Source organism: Streptococcus oralis subsp. dentisani, assembly GCF_002096615.1.
Lineage (GTDB): Bacteria > Bacillota > Bacilli > Lactobacillales > Streptococcaceae > Streptococcus > Streptococcus oralis_U.
Genome location: NZ_NCUX01000032.1, coordinates 313,539 through 339,391, shown reverse-complemented (window position 1 = coordinate 339,391; position 25,853 = coordinate 313,539). Strand labels below are relative to the sequence as shown.

Annotated in this window: 20 protein-coding genes; 14 read left to right on the top strand and 6 right to left on the bottom strand. The window is 43.5% G+C overall.

What is annotated here, in order from left to right; all coding sequences use genetic code 11:
* Positions 1–53: 53 nt before the first annotated feature.
* The 13 genes from glpK to B7708_RS06725 all read left to right on the top strand — a co-directional run bounded on the left by glpK (position 54) and on the right by B7708_RS06725 (position 14,692).
* A complete protein-coding gene (glpK, locus tag B7708_RS06785; protein WP_084974660.1) occupies positions 54–1,562 on the top strand; it encodes a glycerol kinase GlpK in 1,509 nt (502 codons plus the stop codon).
* 41 nt (positions 1,563–1,603) lie between these two features.
* Positions 1,604–3,430, top strand: coding sequence for a type 1 glycerol-3-phosphate oxidase (gene glpO, locus B7708_RS06780; protein ID WP_084974658.1), 1,827 nt, complete (start codon positions 1,604–1,606; stop codon positions 3,428–3,430).
* Positions 3,431–3,499: 69 nt separating this feature from the next.
* Positions 3,500–4,204 carry an MIP/aquaporin family protein gene (locus B7708_RS06775; protein WP_084974656.1) on the top strand — a complete coding sequence of 235 codons (705 nt, stop codon included), beginning with the start codon at positions 3,500–3,502 and terminating at the stop codon, positions 4,202–4,204.
* 231 nt (positions 4,205–4,435) lie between these two features.
* Entirely contained in the window at positions 4,436–4,567 is a 132-nt protein-coding gene (locus tag B7708_RS06770; protein ID WP_025168981.1) for a teichoic acid D-Ala incorporation-associated protein DltX, read from the top strand.
* A 20-nt stretch (positions 4,568–4,587) separates the two neighbouring features.
* Entirely contained in the window at positions 4,588–6,138 is a 1,551-nt protein-coding gene (gene dltA, locus B7708_RS06765; protein WP_084974653.1) for a D-alanine--poly(phosphoribitol) ligase subunit DltA, read from the top strand.
* On the top strand, positions 6,135–7,379 hold the full coding sequence (gene dltB, locus B7708_RS06760) for a D-alanyl-lipoteichoic acid biosynthesis protein DltB (protein WP_084974652.1): 1,245 nt from the start codon (positions 6,135–6,137) through the stop codon (positions 7,377–7,379). Before dltA ends, dltB begins: the two co-directional genes overlap by 4 nt.
* A gap of 13 nt (positions 7,380–7,392) precedes the next feature.
* The gene (gene dltC, locus B7708_RS06755; RefSeq protein ID WP_000351970.1) at positions 7,393–7,632 is read left to right on the top strand and encodes a D-alanine--poly(phosphoribitol) ligase subunit DltC; all 240 of its coding nucleotides are present in this window, start codon (positions 7,393–7,395) and stop codon (positions 7,630–7,632) included.
* Entirely contained in the window at positions 7,625–8,893 is a 1,269-nt protein-coding gene (gene dltD / locus B7708_RS06750; protein WP_038804739.1) for a D-alanyl-lipoteichoic acid biosynthesis protein DltD, read from the top strand. The genes dltC and dltD overlap by 8 nt, the downstream gene beginning before the upstream one ends.
* A 142-nt stretch (positions 8,894–9,035) precedes the next feature.
* The gene (nt5e, locus tag B7708_RS06745) at positions 9,036–11,087 is read left to right on the top strand and encodes a cell surface ecto-5'-nucleotidase Nt5e (RefSeq protein ID WP_084974650.1); all 2,052 of its coding nucleotides are present in this window, start codon (positions 9,036–9,038) and stop codon (positions 11,085–11,087) included.
* 147 nt (positions 11,088–11,234) lie between these two features.
* Entirely contained in the window at positions 11,235–11,675 is a 441-nt protein-coding gene (gene adcR, locus B7708_RS06740) for a zinc-dependent transcriptional regulator AdcR (protein ID WP_084974648.1), read from the top strand.
* Entirely contained in the window at positions 11,675–12,379 is a 705-nt protein-coding gene (locus tag B7708_RS06735) for a metal ABC transporter ATP-binding protein (RefSeq protein ID WP_001269480.1), read from the top strand. Before adcR ends, B7708_RS06735 begins: the two co-directional genes overlap by 1 nt.
* A complete protein-coding gene (locus B7708_RS06730; protein WP_000950035.1) occupies positions 12,372–13,178 on the top strand; it encodes a metal ABC transporter permease in 807 nt (268 codons plus the stop codon). The genes B7708_RS06735 and B7708_RS06730 overlap by 8 nt, the downstream gene beginning before the upstream one ends.
* A 47-nt stretch (positions 13,179–13,225) precedes the next feature.
* The gene (locus B7708_RS06725; protein WP_084974646.1) at positions 13,226–14,692 is read left to right on the top strand and encodes a zinc ABC transporter substrate-binding protein AdcA; all 1,467 of its coding nucleotides are present in this window, start codon (positions 13,226–13,228) and stop codon (positions 14,690–14,692) included.
* A gap of 56 nt (positions 14,693–14,748) precedes the next feature.
* On the opposite strand, the gene B7708_RS06720 is transcribed toward B7708_RS06725, so the two are convergent.
* The 5 genes from B7708_RS06720 to arcA form a co-directional block, all read right to left on the bottom strand.
* Positions 14,749–16,077 (bottom strand): dipeptidase, encoded by a 1,329-nt coding sequence (locus B7708_RS06720; RefSeq protein ID WP_084974645.1) that lies wholly within the window; start codon positions 16,075–16,077, stop codon positions 14,749–14,751.
* Positions 16,078–16,099: 22 nt separating this feature from the next.
* Positions 16,100–17,611 carry a YfcC family protein gene (locus B7708_RS06715; protein ID WP_001291839.1) on the bottom strand — a complete coding sequence of 504 codons (1,512 nt, stop codon included), beginning with the start codon at positions 17,609–17,611 and terminating at the stop codon, positions 16,100–16,102.
* 97 nt (positions 17,612–17,708) lie between these two features.
* Positions 17,709–18,656: a carbamate kinase gene (gene arcC, locus B7708_RS06710; RefSeq protein WP_084974642.1), complete on the bottom strand. Its 948-nt coding sequence runs from the start codon at positions 18,654–18,656 to the stop codon at positions 17,709–17,711.
* A gap of 293 nt (positions 18,657–18,949) precedes the next feature.
* Positions 18,950–19,966 (bottom strand): ornithine carbamoyltransferase, encoded by a 1,017-nt coding sequence (gene argF / locus B7708_RS06705; RefSeq protein ID WP_084974640.1) that lies wholly within the window; start codon positions 19,964–19,966, stop codon positions 18,950–18,952.
* A 57-nt stretch (positions 19,967–20,023) separates the two neighbouring features.
* Positions 20,024–21,253 carry an arginine deiminase gene (arcA, locus tag B7708_RS06700; protein ID WP_084974637.1) on the bottom strand — a complete coding sequence of 410 codons (1,230 nt, stop codon included), beginning with the start codon at positions 21,251–21,253 and terminating at the stop codon, positions 20,024–20,026.
* Between the two features lie 751 nt (positions 21,254–22,004).
* Between arcA and B7708_RS06695 the strand changes: the two genes are divergently transcribed.
* The gene (locus B7708_RS06695) at positions 22,005–23,684 is read left to right on the top strand and encodes an alpha-L-fucosidase (protein WP_084974778.1); all 1,680 of its coding nucleotides are present in this window, start codon (positions 22,005–22,007) and stop codon (positions 23,682–23,684) included.
* Positions 23,685–23,720: 36 nt separating this feature from the next.
* Here B7708_RS06695 and B7708_RS06690 read toward each other — a convergent pair whose 3' ends face one another.
* Positions 23,721–25,808, bottom strand: a complete 2,088-nt coding sequence (locus B7708_RS06690; protein ID WP_084974635.1) for a GH92 family glycosyl hydrolase — start codon at positions 25,806–25,808, stop codon at positions 23,721–23,723.
* Positions 25,809–25,853: the final 45 nt, after the last annotated feature.

Below are 25,853 nucleotides of genomic sequence, written 5' to 3'. Positions count from 1 at the left end.
ACTAGTTACTGTAAAGAGGGAACCCCCTCAAGATTTTATCAGGAGGACAGCACATGTCACAAGAAAAATACATCATGGCTATTGACCAAGGAACGACCAGTTCTCGTGCCATCATTTTTAACAAAAAAGGAGAAAAGGTCAGCTCTAGTCAAAAAGAGTTTACTCAGATTTTCCCTCAAGCAGGTTGGGTTGAGCACAATGCTAATGAAATTTGGAACTCTGTTCAGTCAGTTATCGCGGGTGCTTTCATCGAAAGTGGTGTGAAACCAAGTCAAATCGAGGCCATCGGGATTACCAACCAGCGTGAAACAACTGTCGTCTGGGATAAGAAAACAGGTCTCCCTATCTACAATGCTATCGTTTGGCAATCACGCCAGACAGCTCCTCTGGCTGAACAACTAAAAAGCCAAGGTTATGTGGAAAAATTCCATGAAAAGACTGGTTTGATCATCGATGCTTATTTCTCAGCTACCAAGGTTCGTTGGATATTGGACCATGTAGAAGGCGCTCAAGAGCGAGCAGAAAAAGGAGAATTGCTCTTTGGTACTATCGATACTTGGTTAGTTTGGAAATTGACTGACGGTGCGGCTCACGTGACGGACTACTCCAATGCAGCTCGTACCATGCTCTATAACATTAAAGAACTCAAATGGGATGATGAGATTTTAGAAATCCTCAACATTCCGAAGGCTATGCTTCCAGAAGTTCGTTCTAACTCTGAAATCTACGGCAAGACTGCTCCATTCCATTTCTACGGTGGAGAAGTGCCAATTTCAGGTATGGCTGGGGACCAACAGGCAGCCCTCTTCGGTCAGTTGGCCTTTGAACCTGGTATGGTCAAGAATACTTATGGAACAGGTTCTTTCATCATTATGAACACTGGTGAAGAGATGCAGTTGTCTGAAAACAACCTCTTGACAACGATTGGTTACGGAATAAACGGCAAGGTTTACTATGCTTTGGAAGGTTCTATCTTCATCGCAGGAAGTGCCATTCAATGGCTTCGTGACGGTCTTCGCATGGTGGAAAACTCACCAGAGTCTGAAAAATATGCTCTCAATTCTCACAATAATGACGAAGTTTATGTCGTACCTGCCTTTACAGGTCTAGGGGCACCATACTGGAACCAAAACGCTCGAGGCTCTGTCTTTGGCTTGACTCGTGGAACAACTAAAGAAGACTTTATCAAGGCGACTTTGCAATCTATCGCTTATCAAGTGCGTGACATCATCGACACTATGCAAGTGGATGCGCAGACAGCTATCCAAGTCTTGAAGGTAGATGGTGGTGCTGCTATGAATAACTTCCTCATGCAGTTCCAGGCTGACATTTTGGGAATCGATATTGCCCGTGCTAAAAACTTGGAAACAACTGCCTTAGGTGCGGCCTTCCTAGCAGGTTTGTCAGTAGGCTACTGGAAGGACTTGGATGAGTTGAAACTCTTGAACGAGACAGGAGAACTCTTTGAGCCATCGATGAACGAATCGCGCAAGGAACAACTTTATAAGGGCTGGAAGAAGGCTGTGAAAGCAACGCAAGTCTTTGCGGAAATCGATGACTAATATTGGAAGAACAAAGCGACTCAGTTAGAAAGTGTGTAAATATGGAATTTTCAAAGAAAACACGTGAATTATCAATTAAAAAAATGCAGGAACGTACCTTGGATCTCTTGATTATCGGTGGGGGGATCACAGGGGCTGGTGTAGCCTTGCAGGCGGCAGCTAGTGGTCTTGAAACTGGTTTGATTGAAATGCAGGACTTCGCAGAAGGAACATCAAGCCGTTCAACAAAGTTGGTTCATGGAGGTCTTCGTTACCTCAAACAATTCGACGTAGAAGTGGTGTCAGATACAGTTTCTGAACGTGCGGTGGTTCAACAAATCGCTCCACACATTCCAAAACCAGACCCAATGCTTTTACCAGTTTATGAAGAAGATGGAGCGACCTTTAGCCTCTTCCGTCTTAAAGTAGCCATGGACTTGTACGACCTTTTGGCAGGGGTTAATAACACGCCAGCTGCTAACAAGGTTTTGAGCAAGGAAGAAGTTTTGGAACGCCAGCCAAACTTGAAGAAAGAAGGTTTGGTAGGAGGTGGAGTTTACCTTGACTTCCGTAACAACGATGCCCGTCTCGTGATTGAAAATATCAAACGTGCCAACCAAGACGGTGCCCTCATTGCCAACCATGTTAAGGCAGAAGGCTTCCTCTTTGACGAAAGTGGCAAGATTACAGGTGTTGTAGCTCGTGATTTGTTGACAGACCAAGTCTTTGAAATTAAGGCTCGTTTGGTTATCAACACGACAGGTCCTTGGAGCGATAAGGTACGTAATTTGTCCAATAAGGGAACCCAATTCTCACAAATGCGTCCAACTAAGGGGGTTCACTTGGTAGTGGATTCAAGCAAGATTAAGGTTTCTCAACCAGTTTACTTTGATACAGGTTTGGGTGATGGGCGCATGGTCTTTGTTCTCCCACGTGAAAACAAGACTTACTTTGGTACAACGGATACAGACTACACAGGTGATTTGGAACATCCAAAAGTGACGCAGGAAGATGTAGATTACCTACTTGGCATTGTCAACAACCGCTTCCCAGAAGCAAACATTACCATTGATGATATCGAAAGCAGCTGGGCTGGTCTTCGTCCATTGATTGCAGGCAACAGTGCCTCTGACTATAATGGCGGAAATAACGGAACCATTAGCGACGAAAGCTTTAACAACTTGATTGCGACTGTCGAAGCTTATCTATCGAAAGAAAAAACGCGTGAAGATGTTGAATCTGCTGTTAGTAAGCTTGAAAGCAGCACTTCTGAGAAACATTTGGAGCCATCTGCAGTTTCTCGTGGTTCGAGTTTGGATCGTGATGATAATGGCTTGTTGACCCTTGCTGGTGGTAAAATCACAGACTACCGTAAGATGGCAGAAGGGGCTATGGAGCGTGTGGTTGACATCCTCAAAGCCGAATTTGACCGTAGCTTTAAACTGATCAACTCGAAGACTTATCCTGTTTCAGGTGGAGAATTGAACCCAGCAAATGTGGATTCAGAAATCGAAGCCTTTGCTCAACTTGGAGTTTCACGTGGTTTGGATAGCAAGGAAGCACAGTATCTCGCAAATCTTTACGGTTCAAATGTACCGAAGGTCTTTGCCCTTGCTCACAGCTTGGAGCAAGCGCCAGGACTCAGCTTGGCAGATACCTTGTCCCTTCACTATGCAATGCGCAATGAGTTGGCTCTGAGCCCAGTTGACTTCCTCCTTCGTCGTACCAACCACATGCTCTTTATGCGTGATAGTTTAGATAGCATTGTTGAGCCAGTTCTGGATGAAATGGGACGATTCTATGATTGGACCGAAGAAGAAAAAGCAGCCTACCGTGCGGATGTCGAAGCAGCTCTTGCTCAAAACGATTTGGCAGAACTAAAAAATTAAGAAAAAGGAAAAGAGGTGGAGGGCAGCATTCCTTGCCGCCCGCCCCTTCTTTTAAATGGAGACAAAGATATGATGAAAGAATTATTTGGAGAATTTTTGGGGACCTTAATCCTCATCCTCCTAGGAAATGGTGTTGTTGCAGGTGTGGTTCTTCCCAAAACCAAGAGCAACAATTCAGGATGGATTGTGATTACTATGGGATGGGGAATTGCTGTAGCCGTTGCAGCCTTTGTATCTGGCACGCTCAGTCCAGCCCACCTAAATCCAGCTGTGACGTTTGCGATGGCCTTAAAAGGATCGCTATCTTGGGGTTCTGTTTTCCCTTATATCCTAGCCCAATTCGCGGGAGCAATGGTGGCTCAGATTTTGGTTTGGTTGCAATTCAAACCACACTATGATGCAGAAGAAAATGCAGGAAATATCTTAGCGACCTTTAGTACTGGACCAGCAATCAAGAACACAGTATCGAACTTGATCAGCGAAATCCTTGGAACCTTTGTTTTGATCCTGACAATCTTTGCCTTGGGACTCTATGACCTTCAGGCAGGATTAGGGACCTTTGCAGTAGGAACGTTGATTGTTGGTATCGGTCTTTCACTAGGTGGGACAACGGGTTATGCCTTGAACCCAGCTCGTGACCTTGGACCTCGTATCATGCACGGCATCTTGCCAATTCCAAACAAGGGAGACGGAGACTGGTCTTATGCTTGGATTCCTGTTGTAGGGCCTATCCTCGGAGCATCCCTAGCAGTTCTCGTATTTTCACTTTTCTAAGATAAAAGAGTTATTGGCAACAGAGTTTGAGATGGAAATCTCAGGCTCTTTTTTGATGGCCAAAACATTAATATTTTAACTTATCTTAAAATAAGCTAAAACAAACTTTTGAATTATGGTAAACAGTTGAAAAAAAGGTTGATAAAATGGTAAAATGTTAGGAAGATAAGACAGTAAATGCATAGTTGCATAGCTTTTTTGAAAAATCATAGAAAATTGAACACACTAACTATGGGAAAACACAGAAAATTGTATATGTTTTTGGGACAGACCGTCCTATATTTTGTAATCTTACTTGGTTTGCTTTATTTTTTTAGTTACCTTGGTCAGAGTCAAGGAACCTTTATTTATAATGAGTTCTAGTTTGAAGGAGAAGAAAAACCGTGTCTAATAAACCGATAAAAGATATGATTGAAACGATTGAGCACTTTGCTCAAACACAACCAACATATCCTGTCTACAATGTTTTAGGCCAAGAGCACACTTATGGTGATCTGAAGGCTGATTCAGATAGTTTAGCAGCAGCTATTGATCGACTTGGCTTGCCTGAGAAATCTCCAGTCGTCGTTTTTGGTGGTCAGGAGTATGAGATGTTGGCTACCTTTGTAGCGCTGACTAAGTCGGGGCATGCCTATATTCCAATTGACAGCCATTCGGCCTTGGAACGAGTTTCTGCTATCGTAGAAGTTGCAGAGCCAAGCTTGATTATTGCCATCTCAGATTTTCCATTAGAGCAAACTAGCACACCGATGCTGAATTTGGAGCAAGTCCATGAAGCTTTTGCTCAAGCTTCCAGCTACGAGATGACCCATCCAGTCAAGGGGGATGACAACTACTACATCATCTTTACTTCTGGTACGACTGGTAAGCCTAAGGGAGTGCAGATTTCCCATGATAATCTCCTCAGCTTTACCAACTGGATGATTACAGATAAGGAATTTGCGACGCCAAGTCGTCCACAAATGCTGGCTCAGCCCCCTTATTCTTTTGACCTATCTGTCATGTACTGGGCGCCAACCTTGGCACTTGGTGGCACGCTTTTCGCTCTTCCTTCAGCCATTACTCAGGACTTCAAAAAACTCTTTGCGACGATTTTTTCCTTGCCCATTGCTATCTGGACCTCAACACCGTCCTTTGCAGATATGGCCATGTTGTCAGAAGACTTTAATAGCGAGAAAATGCCAGGAATCACGCATTTCTACTTTGATGGTGAAGAATTGACGGTCAAAACAGCTCAAAAACTGCGTGAGCGATTCCCAAATGCCCGTATTATCAATGCTTACGGTCCAACAGAAGCAACAGTGGCTCTGTCAGCAGTTGCTGTGACAGACGAGATGTTGGCGACTCTCAAACGCCTACCAATCGGTTATACTAAGGCGGATTCTCCGACCTTTATCATTGATGAAGAAGGCAATAAACTGCCAAATGGTGAACAGGGAGAAATCATTGTTTCTGGGCCAGCTGTGTCAAAAGGCTATATGAACAATCCTGAAAAAACAGCGGAAGCCTTCTTTGAATTTGAAGGTCTGCCGGCCTACCACACAGGGGATGTAGGAACTATGACAGATGAGGGCTTGCTTCTCTACGGTGGACGTATGGATTTCCAGATTAAGTTTAATGGTTACCGCATTGAGCTTGAAGATGTTTCTCAAAATCTCAACAAATCTCGCTATATCGAGTCGGCTGTTGCGGTCCCACGTTATAACAAGGACCACAAGGTACAAAATCTACTGGCCTATGTCATCCTAAAAGACGGTGTTCGTGAGCAGTTTGAGCGTGATATCGATATTACCAAGGCTATCAAGGAAGACCTAGCAGATATCATGATGTCTTATATGATGCCATCGAAATTCCTCTATCGAGATAGTTTACCACTAACGCCTAATGGTAAAATTGATATTAAGGGCTTGATTAATGAGGTAAACAATAGATGATGGAGCTTTACAAACAGCTACCTCATTTGGAACCTTATGGCAATCTTTATTATTTTTTGTATGTGATTGTTGCGACCCTACCGATATTTATCGGGCTCTTTTTCAAGAAACGTTTTGCTTGGTATGAGGTGCTGGTTAGTCTCTTCTTTATCGTCACCATGTTGGTCGGTGGAAAGACGAATCAAATAAGCGCTCTTATCCTTTATGTTATCTGGCAAGTACTACTTGTATTTTTCTACAAAAGGTACAGGAAAAAGCAGGATAGTAAATGGATATTTTATCTAGTTAGCTTTTTATCCCTATTGCCTATCGTCTTTGTGAAAGTATCTCCTGCTATTCATGGACCTCAATCTTTGTTTGGCTTTTTAGGGATTTCTTACTTGACCTTTCGTGCAGTTGGGGTTATCGTTGAGTTGAGAGACGGTGTCATCAAGGATTTAAAGATTTGGCAATTCTTACGTTTTCTTCTCTTTATGCCGACTTTCTCAAGTGGTCCCATTGATCGTTTTAAACGCTTCAATGAAAATTACGAGACCATTCCTGAGCGGGATGAGTTGATGGACATGCTAGAAGAGGCTGTCAAATATATCATGCTTGGCTTCCTCTACAAGTTTATTTTGGCTCACATTTTAGGAGAGACATTATTGCCTCCGCTGAAAAATTTGGCCTTGCAGACAGGTGGTTTCTTTAACCTCTACGCTTTAGCGGTCATGTACACCTTTGGTCTGGAGCTCTTCTTTGACTTTGCGGGCTACTCTATGTTTGCCTTAGCCATTTCAAACTTGATGGGGATCCGTAGCCCGATCAACTTTAATAAGCCCTTTTTATCAAGGGATTTAAAGGAGTTTTGGAATCGTTGGCATATGAGTCTGTCTTTCTGGTTCCGTGACTTTGTCTTTATGCGGATGGTCATGGTGTTGACCAGAAAGAAGGTCTTTAAAAATCGCAATGTGACCTCAAGTGTAGCCTATATTCTCAATATGTTGATTATGGGATTTTGGCATGGTGTGACCTGGTACTATATCGCCTATGGACTTTTCCATGGGATTGGGCTGGTCATCAATGACGCTTGGGTTCGTAAGAAAAAAGCACTCAATAAAGAACGGAAAAAAGCTGGGAAGGGTTCCTTACCTGAGAATCGCTGGATTCAGTTGTTTGGCATGGTTGTCACCTTCCATGTTGTCATGTTTTCATTCTTAATCTTTTCTGGATTTTTGAATGATTTATGGTTTAAAAAATAAAAGGATATAAAAAATGGATATCAAATCAGAAGTTATTGAAATTATTGATGAGTTGTTTATGGAAGATGTTTCTGACATGATGGATGAAGATCTTTTTGATGCCGGTGTCTTGGATAGTATGGGAACGGTTGAATTGATTGTTGAGATTGAAAACCGTTTTGACATTCGTGTTCCAGTGACGGAGTTCGGTCGTGATGACTGGAATACAGCTAATAAAATTGTAGAAGGTATTGCGGAGTTAAAGAATGCTTAAACGCTTGTGGCTGATCTTCGGGCCTATCTTCATCGCTGGATTTTTGGTTCTTCTACTCATCTTTTTTTATCCAAGTACAACAAGCCATAATCTGACGGAGGAGAAGTACTCTGCAGCTTCCATCAGTAGAGAAAGTTTTAAAGAGAGAAGTCAAAAAGTGAGGGCGCTAACGGATCCCAATATGCGTTTTGTCCCTTTTCTAGGGTCAAGTGAATGGATTCGATTTGATAGTGTCCATCCAGCTGTTTTAGCAGAAAAATACAATCGTCCCTATCGCCCGTACTTTATGGGTCAGGCAGGAGCGGCCTCGCTTAATCAATATTTCGGTTTGCAGCAGATTCTGCCAGAAATCGAGGAAAAGCAGGCGGTGTTTGTCATCTCTCCTCAGTGGTTTACAGAGACGGATTATGAACCCGCAGCGTTTCAGAGATTCTTTAATAGCGACCAGTTGACAGCTTTTTTGGAAAATCAATCTGGGGACATCTCGGCTAAGCATGCTGCGACGCGTTTGTTGAAGCAGAACCCGAGTGTGGCATTGAAAGGGATCCTTCAAAAGCTTTCAAAAGGAGAGGACTTGTCAGATGCTGATCGACTTATCATCAACGTCTTTGCACGATTCAATGAAAAGCAGTCCTCTCTTTTTGGTCAATTTTCCATTCGGGGGAAACTCAAGTACAAAGAACATGTAGAAAACTATTTAAAAGATCTTCCTGATCAGTTTTCTTATGACGCTTTAGAAGAAATTGCCCGTAAGGATGCAGAGGCAAATACGACCAATAACGATATGGGGATGGAGAATCATTTCTACACGTATGAGGTCAAAAAAGACTTAAAAAAATGGGAAGGGTATCAAAAAAATTATAACTTCCTAAAGTCATCGGAGTATAATGATTTGCAGTTGGTTCTCAATCAGTTTGCCAAATCAAAAGTCAATGTGCTCTTTGTTATCCAGCCCGTCAACAAGAAATGGATGGAATACACAGAACTCAGTGAAGAAATGTATCAACATGCAGTGGAGAAAATTCGTTACCAGCTAGAAAGTCAAGGCTTTACCAACATTGCTGACTTTTCAAAAAACGGAGGAGAACCTTACTTTATCAAGGATACTATCCACTTAGGTTGGTTGGGCTGGTTGGCTTTTGATAAGGTTGTGAATCCCTTCTTGACGGATCCAAAACCAGCTCCAGACTATAAGATGAATGACCGCTTCTTTAGCAAGGACTGGGCGACCTATGATGGAAATATCAAAGATTTTCAATAAATTGATTAAAAAAACTTGAACTGTTTGGTTCAGGTTTTTTGGTTAAATGACGAATATTTTAGATGAAAAAAAGTCAAAAGTTTCATTTTTTTCAGAAATATCGTATAATATAAAGGAAAAAAGAAAAGAAAAGGATTTCAAAATGAATAAACGTTCTTTGTTACCTGTCTTGTCGACAGCTCTATTAGCCCCAGCTTTTTTAGCTGGACAAGTCTATGCTGAGGAAGCAACAACTCCTGCAGAAAATTCAACTGTTGTAGCGACTCCCGCTACGTCGGCGACTCCAGCTCCTGTTGAGAGCCCTGCGGTACCGGAAACTTCGGCAATTTCAGAAGCAGTTGCACCTGCAGAAGCTCCGTCAGCTCCTGCTGAATCTACTAAAAGCGAAGAAAAGGACACTGTTATCTTACACACCAATGATGTCCATGGTCGTATTGTAGAGGAAAAGGGAGTAATTGGAGATGCTAAACTAGCGACTGTTATTGAGCAGGAGCGTGCGAAATCAAATCAAAATACTCTGGTTGTTGATGCGGGAGACGCTTTCCAAGGTTTACCGATTTCCAACTCTACTAAGGGTGAAGCGCGTGCTGAAATTCTCAATCAGATGCAGTATGATGCCATGGCAGTAGGAAATCATGAGTTTGACTTTGGTTTGGACGAAGCTAAGAAATACAAGGAAATCTTGAAATTCCCATTACTTAGCTCAAATACCTATGTCAATGGAGCTCGTCTTTTTGAAGCTTCTACAATCGTTGATAAAGATAAGACTGTGGAAGGTGATGAATTTGTTGTAATCGGTGTGACAACACCTGAAACTGCTACAAAAACCCATCCTAAAAACATTAAAGGGGTAACTTTTACAGATCCAATCTCTGAAGTCAATAAGGTCATCGAAGAAGTTCAAGCAAAGGCTCGTGCAGAAGGCAAGGACTACAAGCACTATGTTGTGCTCGCTCACTTGGGTGTAGATACTACAACTCCAGTCGAATGGCGTGGTTCAACCTTGGCAGAAGCTCTCTCTAAAAATCCTCGTCTCAAAGGCAAACGTGTGACAGTTATTGATGGGCATTCTCACACAGTAGCTTCCACAACTTATGGCGACAATGTTACCTATAACCAAACAGGAAGCTACCTTCATAATGTTGGGAAGGTTATCTACAAATCCCGTCAGCTTTTGGGCAATCCTACGTTGATTGCAGCTGCTGATGCTAAGAAATTGACTGCCAATCCAAAAGTTGAAAAACTAGTCAAAGACATTAAACAAAAATACGATGCTGAAAATGCTGTTGAAGTCGTTTCAAACAGCCCTGTAGAACTCAACGGTGATCGTGAAAATGTCCGGGTTCGTGAAACCAACCTCGGAAACGTCGTGGCAGACTCTCTCTATCAGTATGGTCAAACAGGATTTAGCCATCCGACAGACATCGCTGTGACAAATGGTGGTGGCTTGCGTGAAACCATTGCAAAAGGCAAACCAATCACTAAAGGAAATGTCATTGCTGTTCTTCCATTTGGGAATACCATCTCACAAATCCAAGTGACTGGGCAACAAGTATTGGATATGTTTGAAAAGTCACTCGGATCTATCTTGCAGGTCGATAAGGATGGCAAGAAGGTCTTGGATGAGAACGGACAACCATTGCTAGAACCAAGTGGTGGCTTCTTGCAAGTTTCAGGTGTGAAGGTCTACTATGATACCAACCTACCATCAGGTAAACGTGTCTTGGCCATTCAGGTCAAAAATCGCACGACTGGTCGTTATGATCTCCTAGACCTCGCAAAAACCTACTATCTTGCAACCAATGATTTCCTAGCTGCGGGTGGCGATGGCTACACGATGTTAGGTGGTGCGCGAGAAGAAGGTCCTTCTATGGATGCAGCCTTTGAAGAGTATCTGAAAACAGCAGATTTGACCCAGTATGAAAAGATCAATCCGAACTCACGGACAATTTCTGTGGATTCTAAAAACTTTAGTCTACCAGTAGAAACGCCTCAAACGAATGCAGCTGCTAGCGATGCGACTACGAATGTGCCACTTACTTATGAGGTGGCAGGTCAATTTAGCAAGAAGGCAGTTGTCTCAGAAAAAGCTCTCCCAAATACAGGAAGCGAGCAGTCCATCTTCTTGCTCTTGATGGGAATGGTAGCTGGTTTGGCAGGTATCTTATCGAGTCGAAAACCAAAGCAAAAATAGGTTAAATTTTATATCTAGAAGAGTCTAGGGAAACGTTTTTACGCCTTTTTCCCTTGACTCTTTTTTGGTTTATGATATAATTAACCAGTAAAGAATCGGTGGCTATCTATGTTTATTACGAAAAGATAGCTTGGGAAGGAGTAACACATGAGACAGCTTGCACAGGAAATCGATAACTTTTTAAACGAGGTGATCTTGAGATCTGAGAACCAGCATGAAATTCTAATCGGGCATTGCACGAGTGACGTAGCCTTGACCAATACTCAGGAACACATCCTCATGCTCTTATCAGAAGAATCCCTAACCAATTCAGAGTTGGCCCGTCGCCTCAATGTCAGTCAGGCGGCAGTGACCAAGGCTATCAAGTCTTTAGTCAAAGAGGGCATGTTAGAGACATCTAGAGATCCCAAGGACGCGCGTGTGATCTTTTATCGACTGACAGAGCTGGCTCGACCAGTGGCAGAGGAACACCACCATCATCATGAGCACACGCTCTCAGCCTATGAACAAGTAGCAAATCAGTTTACTCCAAATGAACAAGAAGTCATCCAGCGGTTTTTAACTGCTTTAGTAGGAGAAATCAAATAATGCGGTATATTACAGTAGAGGACTTGTCTTTCTATTATGATAAAGAACCTGTCCTCGAGCACATCAACTACAGTGTTGATAGTGGGGAGTTTGTCACCCTGACTGGTGAAAATGGAGCTGCCAAGACAACGCTTATTAAGGCTAGTCTAGGTATCTTGCAGCCAAGATTTGGCAAGGTAACCATCTCAAAGACAAACACTCATGGTAAAAAGCTTAGGATAGCTTATCTTCCCCAGCAGATTGCTAGTTTTAATGCTGGTTTTCCAAGTACGGTTTACGAATTTGTCAAGTCGGGTCGTTATCCGCGAAAGGGCTGGTTCCGTCGTTTGAATGCCCACGATGAGGAGCATATCAAGGCCAGTCTAGACTCAGTTGGTATGTGGGAACACCGTGACAAACGAATTGGCTCCCTCTCTGGAGGGCAAAAACAAAGAGCTGTTATTGCACGGATGTTTGCTTCTGACCCAGATATCTTTGTCTTGGATGAGCCGACGACAGGGATGGATGCAGGGAGCAAAAATGAATTTTACGAACTTATGCACCACAGTGCTCACCATCATGGAAAGGCCGTTTTGATGATTACGCATGACCCTGAGGAGGTCAAGGCATACGCAGACCGCAATATTCACCTAGTGCGTAACCAAGACTCACCGTGGCGTTGTTTCAACGTTCACGAGAGTGACCAGGAGGTGGATCATGCTTAGTTTACTATCTTATGACTTCATGCAGCGGGCCTTCTTGGCTGTCATTGCCATGAGTCTCTTTTCTCCAGTCCTTGGGACCTTCCTTATCTTACGTCGTCAAAGTCTCATGAGTGATACACTTAGTCACGTGTCGCTATCTGGTGTAGCTTTTGGTCTGGTTTTGGGAATTTCTCCAACTATTTCTACTATTGTTATTGTCTTGATCGCAGCGGTCTTTTTGGAGTATCTCCGTACGGTTTACAAGAACTTTATGGAAATCGGGACTGCCATCCTCATGTCGACAGGACTTGCAGTGTCTCTTATTGTGATGAGTAAGGGGAAAAGTTCGAGTTCTATGAGTCTGGATCAATATCTCTTTGGTTCGATTGTGACCATCAGCCAGGAGCAGGTCATTTTCCTCTTTGCCATTGCGGCAGTCGTTTTGCTCTTGACTTTCTTGTTCTTACGTCCTATGTACATCCTAACCTTTGATGAGGATACGGCTTTTGTAGATGGACTTCCAGTGCGAACCATGTCTATCCTCTTTAACATGGTGACAGGGGTGGCCATTGCCCTTATGATTCCAGCAGCAGGAGCTCTGTTGGTATCAACCATTATGGTCTTGCCAGCTAGTATTGCCCTTCGTCTGGGGAAAAACTTCAAATCCGTTATGTTGCTAGCTAGCGGTATTGGCTTTTTGGGAATGGTAGCGGGACTTTATATTTCCTACTATGCAGAAACACCTGCTAGCGCTAGTATCACCATTATCTTTGTAGCTGTCTTTTTGTTAGTCAGTCTATTGAAACGTTTTATCAAATAGGAGAATAAAATGAAAAACTTAGCTTACTACTAGCTAGTCTATGTACCCTGTTTTTAGTGGCTTGTTCCAATCAAAAACAGGCAGATGGGAAGCTAAATATCGTGACAACCTTTTACCCTGTCTACGAATTTACCAAGCAAGTCGCGGGAGATACTGCTAATGTAGAACTCTTAATCGGCGCTGGGACAGAACCCCACGACTATGAGCCATCTGCCAAGGCAGTTGCCAAAATCCAAGACGCAGATACCTTCGTCTATGAAAACGAGAATATGGAAACTTGGGTTCCTAAATTGCTAGATACTTTGGATAAGAAAAAGGTGAAAACCATCAAGGCGACAGGTGATATGCTCCTCTTGCCAGGTGGTGAGGAAGAAGAGGAAGGGCATGATCATGGCGGTGAGGGTCACCATCACGACTACGATCCCCATGTTTGGTTATCACCAGTTCGTGCCATTAAACTAGTAGAACATATCCGTGACAGCTTGTCAGCAGATTATCCTGATAAAAAAGAGACTTTTGAGAAGAATGCGGCTACCTATATCAAAAAATTGCAAGCCTTGGATAAGGCTTATACAGATGGCTTGTCTCAAGCCAAACAAAAGAGCTTTGTAACCCAGCACGCAGCCTTCCGATACTTGGCTTTGGACTACGGTCTCAAGCAAGTATCCATCTCAGGTCTCTCACCAGATGCAGAACCATCGGCAGCACGTTTGGCAGAATTGACAGAGTATATCAAGAAAAACAAGATTTCTTATATCTACTTTGAAGAAAATGCCTCACAAGCCCTCGCAAATACCCTCTCAAAAGAAACAGGTGTCAAACTAGATGTGCTCAATCCGCTGGAAAGTCTGACAGAAGAAGCAACCAAGGCTGGTGAGGACTATATCTCCGTGATGGAGAAAAACCTCAAGGCTTTGAAGCAGACAACAGACCAAGAAGGACCAGAAATTGAGCCAGAGAAGGAAGAAAATACCAAGACAGTTCAAAATGGTTACTTTGAGGATGCAGATGTCAAGGACCGTAGCTTGAGTGACTATGCTGGCAACTGGCAGTCTGTCTATCCTTTCCTTGAGGACGGAACTTTTGATCAAGTCTTTGATTACAAGGCTAAGTTGACTGGTAAGATGACCAAGGATGAGTACAAGGCCTACTATAGAAAAGGTTATCAGACAGATGTGACCAAGATCAACATTACTGATAACACTATGGAATTTGTTCAAGGTGGCCAAAGCAAGAAATTCACCTACAAGTATGTCGGCAAGAAAATCTTGACTTATAAGAAAGGCAATCGTGGTGTGCGCTTCCTCTTTGAAGCGACAGATGCTGATGCTGGACAGTTCAAGTATGTTCAGTTTAGTGACCACAATATCGCCCCAGTCAAGGCAGAACATTTCCATATCTTCTTTGGGGGCACCAGCCAAGAAGCCCTCTTTGAAGAGATGGACAACTGGCCAACCTACTATCCAGATAAGCTATCTGGTCAAGAAATCGCCCAAGAAATGTTGGCGCATTGATGCAAGAGAAAAATCCCGCGAATCTGCGGGATTTTTTGGTAGAAACCTTTATCTGGTTAGGTTGCGAGACGGTAAACCGCCTCTGCGTAGATGTCCATAGCGCGATAAAGATCGTCTAGGACAGCTGCTTCATTTGCCTGATGTTCAGTTTGTTGTGCTCCTGGGAAAAGAGCGCCAAAGGCTACACAGTTTGGCATGGTGCGGGCAAAGGTAGCACCACCTGATGAGAGAGGAGTAGTTTTATCTCCGGTTTTTTCTTGGTAGACTTGCATAAGGGTAGTAACAAGTTGGCTATCTCTTGCGACATAGAGGGGTGCTAGATAGTCAAATTCTTGGTAGTCAAGTTGATAGTCTTTGGCGCACTGAGTGAGCTGTGCCACCAGTTTCTCCTTATCTGCTAGTACAGGTATGCGTATATCGATTCGAATCTCGGAGTGATCGGGATTGATAGTCAAGCCCGCGACATTAAAGGAAAGGGAACCAGACGGTTCATCAGTAACCTCTCCAAAGATTCCAAGCCCTTTACCATCTTGCCCTGCTTTGTCGGCTAGAAAATGGAGGGCAGGGTGGGATTGGAGAGGTGCGAGTATACTAGCAAGTCGAATGACTGCATTGACACCTTGACTAGCATCTTTGGCATGTTTAGGTACCCCGAGTACGGTCACGGTTTGGTCTGTGGTTTGGTGATCAAAATTTGCTTCCTTCAACCCTTTACAAACCGCTTCATAAAGAGGACCTTGATAATTTGCCTTGTCTGGTACGACATTAAAGGCACCTCCGACATCAAGCTTGAGATGATCAGAACCGGGGCCATGAAGCTTGACTTGAAGGAGCCCCTTTTCAGCGTATGTCAAAGGAAATGACGAATCCGGTGCAAATCCCATGCTGGCTTGTTCTTCGAGGGCGTTGTAGCGTGCCATACATCTCCAAAGAGTTTCTTCATCCGTACCAAAGATAAAACGCACGCGCTTCTTAAATTGGATGCCTTGGTCCAGCAAGCTTTTCACTGCGTAGAGAGCTGCCAGTGAAGGACCTTTGTCGTCTTGTGCCCCTCGTCCATAGAGTTTGCCTTCTCTGATAGTTGCTTCAAATGGAGGAGATTGCCAATCTGACAAATCTCCTGCAGGCACAACATCCAAGTGGCAGAGGATGGCAAGGAGTTCTCCCTCACCAACCTCTGCATAACCATAATAGCCCTTGGGATCAATATAAGTTTTAAAGCCAAGTTCACGGCAGATTTCCAGCGTCTTTTCTAGAACGTCTTGAATAGCTTGTCCAAAAGGTGTCCCATTTTCCCCTTCGTGGAGGACAGATGGGTAGGAGATGAGAGTCTTTAGACTCTGTATAAAGCTCTGTTTAATGGAGTCAGTGATGTAGACGGTCATTCGTTTTACCTCACACTTTGTTCTAAAGGAATGGAAGGAAGGTACCTAGGATAAGAAGAAGTATGCTCACAATGACAATAACGACAATGAGTTTCGTAACAAATTTCCACCAAGTTCCTAGACTGATACGGCCGAGCGCGAGAGCCCCCATAACGATACCAGAAGTTGGAGCGACAAGGTTTAGTACACCAGATGCAGATTGATAGGCAGTGATGATGAGACTAGGTTTTACGTTAACGAACTCACCAAGTGGTGCCATGATTCCCATTGTAGCACTAGCAAGTCCAGATGAAGATGGGATAAGGAATGACATAGGAAGGTAGAAGAGGTAAGTCAAAACGATGAAGACTTGAGAAGAGAGACCTTGAAGTCCGACTTCACCCCAGTGTAGAATAGTTGCAGTAATCATACCGTCGTTCATGATAACTTGGATACCACGAGCCACTGCACAAATCAAGGCTACGGTGAGAAGATCTGCTGCACCAGCCATAAAAGTAGAGATAATCTTGCTTTCCTTAAGGCCGTAAACAACACCAATAAGAATACCCATCACAGCAAAGAGCATCGCACCTTCTGGGAAGTACCAGCTACCGAATGGTAGAGCAGATGAACCGATAGCTCCACCGATAACAGGGAGACCAATCAACCAATTCTTGAAGTCTTCAAATAGAGTGATGTGCAAGTCTACCCAAGGGATAAAGCTGGCGATCATGATGATGAAAGTCAAGATGAACAAGGCAAGAACATGTTTTTGTTTCTTGTTCAAGACAGATGGAGCATTTTCGTTATCAGTGACATTGAAGTGTTTAAGGTCTTCTTCACGTTGAGAGTAGACAAGTGATTTTGTGGGATCCTTTTGAATCTTTTCTGCATAGCGGTAGACAAAGTAAGTACTAATACCTGTCATAACAAACCAGAAGATGATACGAAGGATAACCCCGTCCATAGATGACACACCTGCGGTATCAGAGGCGATAACAGTAGCAAAAGGATTGAGAGTAGAGGCGAGACAGCCGACTTGTGAACCGAGTAGGATGATGGCAACGGCAGTAATACTATCAAAACCAACAGCCATCATAACAGGGACAAGGAGTGGATAAAATGCCATGGTTTCTTCACCCATACCATAAGTTGTTCCTCCAAGTGCAAAGAGGGGCATGAGGATGAGGATCAGCATTTTTTCGCGACCCTTATATTTTTTAACAATAGAGGCAATACCAACATCTAATGTGCCTGTCGCATTGACAACGCCGAGAAATCCCCCAACCATGAGGATGAAGAAGGCTACGTCAATAGCGGCTTTAGTTGGTTCGTGACCGAGCATCGCCCGAATCGGAGCCATTAGAATATCGTAAATCCCTTGGGGATTAGAGTCAACAGTTTGATAGGTACCTGCAATGAGGCCACCTGCTTCGTTCGTGTCATACTTACCTGCTGGAATGATCCAAGTCAAGATTGCCATGATAGCAATAATAATGATCAAAACAGTGTAAGATGAAGGCATTTGGAACCTTTTTTTTGTTTTTTCACTCATTTGTTTTTCCTCCTAAACTATGCCACAAAGTATAAAAACGAATGATGTTGGTTTACCTGAGTACTCCTAGTTAGAGCTTGTACTTGGGTTAAAATGGCTAGTCTTTAACAATAATTGTTCCGCTTTCGGACTCGATCAAGGCGCCTAGATTGCTGAGGGAAGTGATAACAGCCTTGCCTTCTGGGCGGTTGGTTACAAAATCGATAGCAGCTTCGACCTTGGGTAGCATGCTACCCGGCGCGAATTGTCCTTGTTTGATGTATTCTTTTAGTTGACTGACAGTAACGTGTTCAAGTTTTTCTTGGTCTGGTTTATTGTAGTTGACATAAACATAGTCTACGCTAGTAAGGACGATAAAGAGATCAGCTTCGACGAGTTCTGCTAGTCGTTGAGACGCAAAGTCTTTATCAATAACGGCTTCGACCCCACGTAAGTAACCGTTTTCATTTTTAACAACAGGGATACCACCTCCACCTGCTGCGATGACAACTTGACCATTATCGAGCAAGGTGCGGATGCTGTTGATTTCTTTAATGTCGATTGGTTTTGGTGAAGCCACTACTTTACGCCAGCCACGACCGGCATCTTCTTTGAAGGTTGCCCCTGTTTTTTCGCTCTCAGCTTTGGCATCCTCTTCTGAGTAGAATGGACCGATTGGTTTAGTGGGATTGATAAAGGCAGGGTCTTCTTTGTCTACTATAACTTGGGTAACAACAGAAGCGACATTTTTATCAAGTCCTACATCGAACAATGCGTTATCAAGAGCACATTGTAGCCAAAAACCGATACTACCCTCGGTCATGGCAACCAAAGAATCAAGGGGGAAGGCAGGGTTTTTTTCCGAATCTGCCATCAAGTGTTGAAGCAAGAGATTGCCAACCTGAGGACCATTTCCGTGAGTGATGATCAGTTCATCTCCGTTTTGAATCAACTTGACCAGGTGACGAGCTGTTTCTACCAGAGCAGCTTGTTGAGCTTGGGCAGATGGGTCAGTGGAGAGGATGGCATTTCCGCCTAAAGCAACGACGATTTTTCTATGAGACATGAGCTCTCCTTTCTTTAATATGGTAAACCTGACAGAACTCCAAGAGTTACAGGCAGGTATAATGATAAAATATGAAGTGGAGGTAGCGTCTTTTAAAGGATAAATTAGTCATTACTACGAACCAAAAGGGGCTGAACGCATAGCCGACGTTTATCAGAATGAGACTAGGAAGCAGGAAGATGACAAGAGTAAGGTGGCAAATCTGTCAAAAAGAATCCGTGCTTTCTTTCGCTAGAACTGATAAGCTATCATAGCTTTCGTCTCAACCCCTGTGTTGTGTATACGAGTAAGTTTTATACTTTAGGAATGTAGAGATTTCCAAGAGTAGCAGCCATAACAGCTTTGATAGTGTGCATGCGGTTTTCTGCTTGGTCAAAGTGACGAGCATACTTGCTACGGAAGACTTCGTCTGTTACTTCCATTTCTTCTACACCAAATTTCTCAGCAACATCTTTACCATAGACAGTGTGAGTGTCGTGGAATGCTGGTAAACAGTGCAAGAAGATCAAGTTTTCGTTATCTGCTTTTTTCACTAAGTCCATATTGACTTGGTAAGGTTTCAAAAGTGCAACGCGTTCTGCGAATTTGTCTTCTTCACCCATTGATACCCAAACGTCTGTGTAAAGAACGTCTGCGCCTTTAACTGCTTCGTCAGCATCTTCAGTGATGAGAATATGTGCACCACTTTCTTTAGCAAATCCTTCTGCCAATTCAACAATTTCTTTTTCTGGGAAGAGTTCTTTTGGTGAGAAGATGTGAACATTGACACCAAGGATGGCTCCTGTTACAAGCAAGCTATTGGCAACGTTGTTACGTCCATCACCACAGTATACCAATGTCAAGCCTTCCAAGCGACCGAAGTTTTCTTGAACAGTCAAGTAGTCAGCGAGCATTTGAGTTGGGTGCCATTCGTCAGTTAGACCGTTCCATACTGGAACACCTGAGAATTCTGCCAATTCTTCAACCATACGTTGGCTGAAACCACGGAATTCAATCCCGTCAAACATACGACCCAAAACTTTTGCAGTATCTTCAGTAGATTCTTTTTTACCTAACTGAATGTCATTTGCTCCGAGGTATTCTGGATGAGCACCAAGGTCAATAGCTGCAGTTGTAAAGGCTGCACGTGTACGAGTAGAAGTTTTTTCAAACAAGAGGGCGATATTTTTACCAGCAAGGTAGTGGTGTTGGATATTGCGTTTTTTCAAATCCTTCAAGTGAGCTGAAAGACCGATAAGGTATTCTAACTCTGCGCGAGTAAAGTCTTTTTCTGCTAAGAAGCTGCGTCCTTGGAATACTGAATGTGTCATTCTATTATTTCCTCTTTCTATTTTTTACATTTTTTATTGACAAATACTAAACAGCGATTATACTTCTTCGCGTTCAAATGGCATAGACATACAACGAGGTCCACCACGGCCCCGAACCAATTCACTTCCGCGGATCTTAATCAAGCGAAGCCCGTATTCTTCTAGGATCCTGTTGGTAATGGTATTGCGGGCATAAACGACGACTACACCAGGTGCGATGGTCAAAGTGTTGGAGCCATCATTCCATTGTTCACGCGCAGCTGCTACGATATTGCCACCACCGCAACGGATCAAATGAACTTTTTCTATGCCGAGGTTCTTCGCAAGAAGTTCAGCTAAGTCACCTTTTTCTTCAACAATCTTGAGTTTTTCATCTTCATAAGTGACAGAGTAGACACGAAGATCGCCTTCGATTTCTGGGTGAATTGTGAACTTGTCATAGTCAACCATGGTAAAGACAGTATCCAAGTGCATGAATTTACGGTTGTTAGCAAATTCAAATGCCAATACTTTCTTGAAGCCAATATTTTTCTTGAAGATGTTCACCAAGAGTTTTTCAATCGAAGCTGCGTCTGTACGTTGAGAAATACCAACTGCTAATACATCTTTAGAAAGAACTAACTCATCTCCACCTTCAATACGTGTATCTTCTTCACGGTTATAAACCAACTCCACTTTTCCACCATAGATTGGATGGTGTTTGAAAATGTATTTACCATAAAGAGTTTCACGGTTACGAGTATCTGCATACATGTGGTTAAGCGATACGGCATTACCAATGGTTGCAAATGGGTCGCGAGTGAAGTAGAGGTTTGGCATTGGGTCGATAGCAAATGGATAGTCTGACTCAACCAAGTCAGTTAAGCCTTTTGCTTCTTCAGGAATTTCTGGCAATTCAACTTTCTGAACACCAGCCATAGTTTTTTCAACCAATTCTTGGTTGTCCTTAATACCGCGAAGCAATTCACGAATAGCTGCCTTGGTTTGACGGCCACGGATGTTGGCTTCGTCTAAATATTCCTCGATAAATTGATCGCGGATTTCTGGGGAAGTCAATGATTCAGCAGCCAATTGCTCTAGGTAAAGGACCTCAATTCCTTCATCACGAAGAGCTTGAGCAAATGCGTCATGTTCTTTTTGAGCATCTTCCAAGAATGGAATGTCATCAAAAAGAAGCCTTTCGAGATAGTCCGGCAACAAGTTTTCCAACTCTTTGCCTGGACGGTGCAACATAACTTTTTTCAGTTTCCCAATTTCTGAGAATACCTGAATTGGATGTGAAGACATGTGTTTTCCTCCTTAATTTTTACGGTGGCACCTTTTTGGTACCGCTTACATTTACGTTATATCACATTCTCAGAGGCGTGTCAATAGTAAAAAATGATTAAAAATTTGGACAAAATAAGGTTTTAGTAGTATTTTATGTTATTATACGATAGCAAAAGGGATTACAGGAAATAAATGTATAAAGTTCTACTAAAAAGAATATAATATTTTTTAAAAAAATTATGCTAAATTTAACATTTTAAGAAGAAATGTCCAGATTCTAATTCAGCTCTGATGAGAAATTGAGAGGAACTGTGACTGAAAGTTGCTTAGAAAATTATATGAAATCTATCAGAAAAGTTTTTCCTCTAGGTCACTTTAAATGTATATTGTACAAATTATAGAATCTTTTCTGAGTATTTAGGGAGACAGCCTTGTCTTATTGACGGTACATATATTTTTTGTTATAGTCAACGAGGTAACAACTAGGAAGAATGCTTTATTCACAAGTTGTGGATAAGTCTGGCTAGAGCAGGACACTCAGCTAATATCCTAGAGGGATCTTGATAATAGTACCAGAAACTAGTAACTGGCTAGCCTTCTAGTAGAAATCCTATTGTAGTGGGGATTTGAGCAGGTCTGCCTGAGAGTGACAGGTTCAAAGTATAAGAGCTGGATTCTGTAAAAGCTAGTTTTTAGCATGTTTTCTTATCCACAATCTGTGGATAACTTTGGGAACAAGAGAAATAATCAGTGAAAGAAGCATGAGATGATGACGAAAATAAAACCACATGGACCATTACCAAGTCAAGCCCAGCTAGCTTATCTGGGAGATGAACTAGCTGCTTTCATCCATTTTGGCCCCAATACCTTTTATGACCAGGAATGGGGGACAGGTCAGGAGGAGCCTGAGCGCTTTAACCCGACCAAGTTGGATGCGCGGAAGTGGGTTCGGGTACTCAAAGAAACAGGTTTTAAAAAGGTGATTTTGGTGGTTAAGCACCACGATGGTTTTGTGCTCTACCCGACAGCCCATACAGATTATTCAGTAAAGGCTAGTCCTTGGCGAGATGGAAAAGGGGACTTGCTCCTCGAAGTATCCCGAGCTGCAACTGAGTTTGACATGGATATGGGAGTTTATTTATCTCCTTGGGATGCCCATAGTCCCCTCTATCATGTGGATCGAGAAGCAGACTACAATGCCTATTATCTGGCTCAGCTGAGGGAAATTTTATCAAATCCTGACTATGGGAATGCTGGTAAGTTTGCTGAGGTTTGGATGGATGGTGCCAGAGGGGAAGGGGCCCAGCAGGTCAACTATGAGTTTGAGACCTGGTTTGAGACTATTCATGACCTACAAGGGGATTGCTTGATATTCTCAACAGAGGGAACTAGTATCCGCTGGATCGGCAATGAACGGGGCTATGCAGGGGATCCCTTGTGGCAAAAAGTCAAGCCTGACCAGTTGGGGACAGAGGCTGCATTAGATTATCTACAGCACGGAGATTCTTCGGGTACGTTGTTTTCAATCGGTGAGGCAGATGTATCTCTTCGACCGGGTTGGTTTTACCATGAGGATCAGGATCCCAAGTCTCTCGAGGAATTGGTCGAAATCTACTTTCACTCAGTGGGGCGGGGAACTCCACTCTTGCTTAATATCCCACCGAACCAAGATGGTCTCTTTGATGAAAGGGATATCCAGCGACTTTATGAATTTAGAGCCTACCGTGACGAGCTCTATAAAGAAGATTTGGCTCTGGGAGCCAAGGTATCTGGTCCTGCTCTATCACCAGACTTTGCCTGTCATCATCTGACAGATGAACTAGAGACCAGCTCTTGGGCAAGTGATGCAGAACTGCCAATTCAGTTAGAGATTGATTTAGGGGAATCTAAAACTTTTGATGTGATCGAGTTGAGGGAAGAGTTGAAGCTAGGGCAACGCATCGCTGCTTTCCATGTGCAGGTAGAGTTGGATGGTGTCTGGCAGGAGTTTGGATCCGGCTTTACAGTGGGTTATAAACGCCTTTTGCGAGGTCCCGTGGTAGAGGCACAGAAGATACGTGTAGTCATTACAGAATCACAGGCTTTGCCTTTGTTGACCAAGATTTCACTCTACAAAACTCCTAAACTCTCAAAAAAAGAAGCTATTCAGCAACTAGAGTTTTCAGAAAAAAGTCTAGCTGTAATCAAGGGAGAAAATGCCCATTTTACAGTTAAGCGCAGAGAATCTAGTGGTTCTTTAGAAGCTAAGATTTCGATTCAACCAGGGACGGGTGTCCATGGTGTCGCTTATCAGGACGAGATTCATGTCCTTGCGTTTCAAGCTGGCGAGACTGAAAAAAGGCTGACGCTTCCAACCTTGTATTTTGCAGGAGATAAAACCTTGGATTTCTATCTGAACCTAACGGTGGGTGGTCAGCTTGTGGATCAACTTCAAGTCCAAGTTTCATAAAAGAAGAACCTTTGCGCGATGCAAAGGTTCTTTTGGTTATGAGTGATTTGGTAGCCAGCTGAGGGTGAAGGTCAGTTGCTCAGCTTTCAAGAGGTCTTGGTGTTGGATGCTAGATACAGGGGTCTTGTCCAATCGACACTCTTTGACAAAGTTAAAATGACTGTAGTTTTGCTCAGCATGGATATCTAACCATTTATTTTCCTTAGCTAGGTAGACACGGAGATGATCAAAGAGGGGGATTCCGAGGTCGTAACTTGGTTTTCCTGGGCAGGTCGGGTAGAATCCAAGAGCTGACCAGATATACCAGGCGGAGAGGCTGCCATTGTCCTCATCGCCAGGGTAGGCTTGCCAGCTTGGTTTGAAGGCCTTCTGACGTAGCGTCTTGATGAGAAGGCTAGTGTATTCAGGATAGTTACTGTAACGGAAGAGATAAGGAATGTGGAAGCTAGGTTGGTTGGAAATAGCGATTTGCCCAAAAGGAGCGGTAGCCATCTCGCTCATTTCATGAATCTCGTAACCATAGCCAGTTGTCTCAAAGAGAGGACCATCCTGACAGGTTTTCAAAAGGTAGCGGCTAAAGGCTTCTTTTCCGCCCATGAGTTGACACAAACCTGGGATGTCGTGTAGGACACCTAAAGTCGCTTGAATGGCAGAGCATTCGGCGTAGTCGCGTCCCCAACCATAAGGAGAGAAGTCAGGGCGGAAGTTGCCTTGACTGTCTCGCGCTCGCATGTAACCTGTCTCAGCGTCAAATAGATGGCGGTAATTTTGTGACGCAACCTTATAAGTCTCAGCGATGTCATTCTGACCAAGATTCTCGGCACAGCTAGCGATACAAAAGTCACTATAGGCGTAGTCTAGGGTATGGCTGACGCTTTCGTGGTGGTCGGTAGAGAGATAGCCCAGCTCTTGGTATTGGGCTAGTCCGTGACGACCATTGATACCGAGAGGGTCAGACTTAGTGGCTGTTTCAAGCATAGCTTGAAGGAGTTCTTTCTCTAAATCGGGAGCCATTTCCTTGCAGGCGCTGTCTGCGATAATGCCATCTAGTAGGGTACCGGGCATCATGCCACGTTCATCTGGAGCTAGCCACTTTGGAAGGAAACTGGTATCCCAGTAGCTATTGAGAAAGCCTTCTAAAAAGAGACGATAATGCTCTGGTATGACAAGGGCAAAGAGGGGAAATGTAGTCCGGAAGGTATCCCAGAAACCATTGTTGCTAAAGAGGACACCGTGCTTGACAGTACCAGTAGACAAATCCATGTGGATGGCCTGCCCTGACTCGTTCACCTCATAAAATGTCTGTGGGAAGAGGAAGAGTCTGTAGAGGCAGTGGTCAAAGAAGGTTCGGTCAGCCTCTCCTGTCTCCAGCACATCAAAACGATGGAGGAGATTTTCCCAGTCCGCTTTCGCACTTGCTTTACAGCTATCAAAGTCCTTTTGAGGTAGATTAAGCAGAGCTTGAGAAGGCGAGATGAAAGAAGTTGCTAGCTGGATTTCAGCATGACTGCTTGCTAAGTCAATTCGCCAGTCTCCCCCTTCTTGGCTGACAGCAAGAATATCCGTATTCATTTGCAGAACTGTGAATAGTTTTAGCGGATTTTTGTTGGTTTCAGTTTTGCCTTCTTGTCGTAGGGAAAGAGTTCGCTTATCTACTTGCTCGACTGTCAGTTCATCTGCTGCGTGAAGATAGAGGGAGAGGGCTTTGCCTTGCTTTTGCTCCAAACGAATAGAAGCGCCATAGCAAGTAGGTGTGAGCTGGGTTTCAATCTGATAGCGCAGGGAGAAAATCTTCAGATAATGAGGTTGGAAAGAGGCCTCATCCCTATCATAAGAAGACTGGCGGTGAAAGAGGCTGTCTCCGCCCAGTTGGCCTGTAACAGGTGTCAGAAGGAGCCAAGAGTAGTCCCCAATCCAAGGACTGGGCTGGTGGGTTAATCGAATCCCCTGAAAGATGGGCAGATGCGGATCGAAAAACCAAGCTCCCTCCTGGTCACTGGTCTGGGGAACAAAGTAATTCATCCCAAAAGGAACGCCTGTGTAAGGCAGGGTATTTCCCCGAGAAAAGGCATGCTTGCTAGCAGTACCAAAGCGGGTATCGATGGTTTCAATTAGTGGTTTCATAGTCTTTCCTTTAGCTGTTTTTCTACATTATATCAGAAAAAGAGA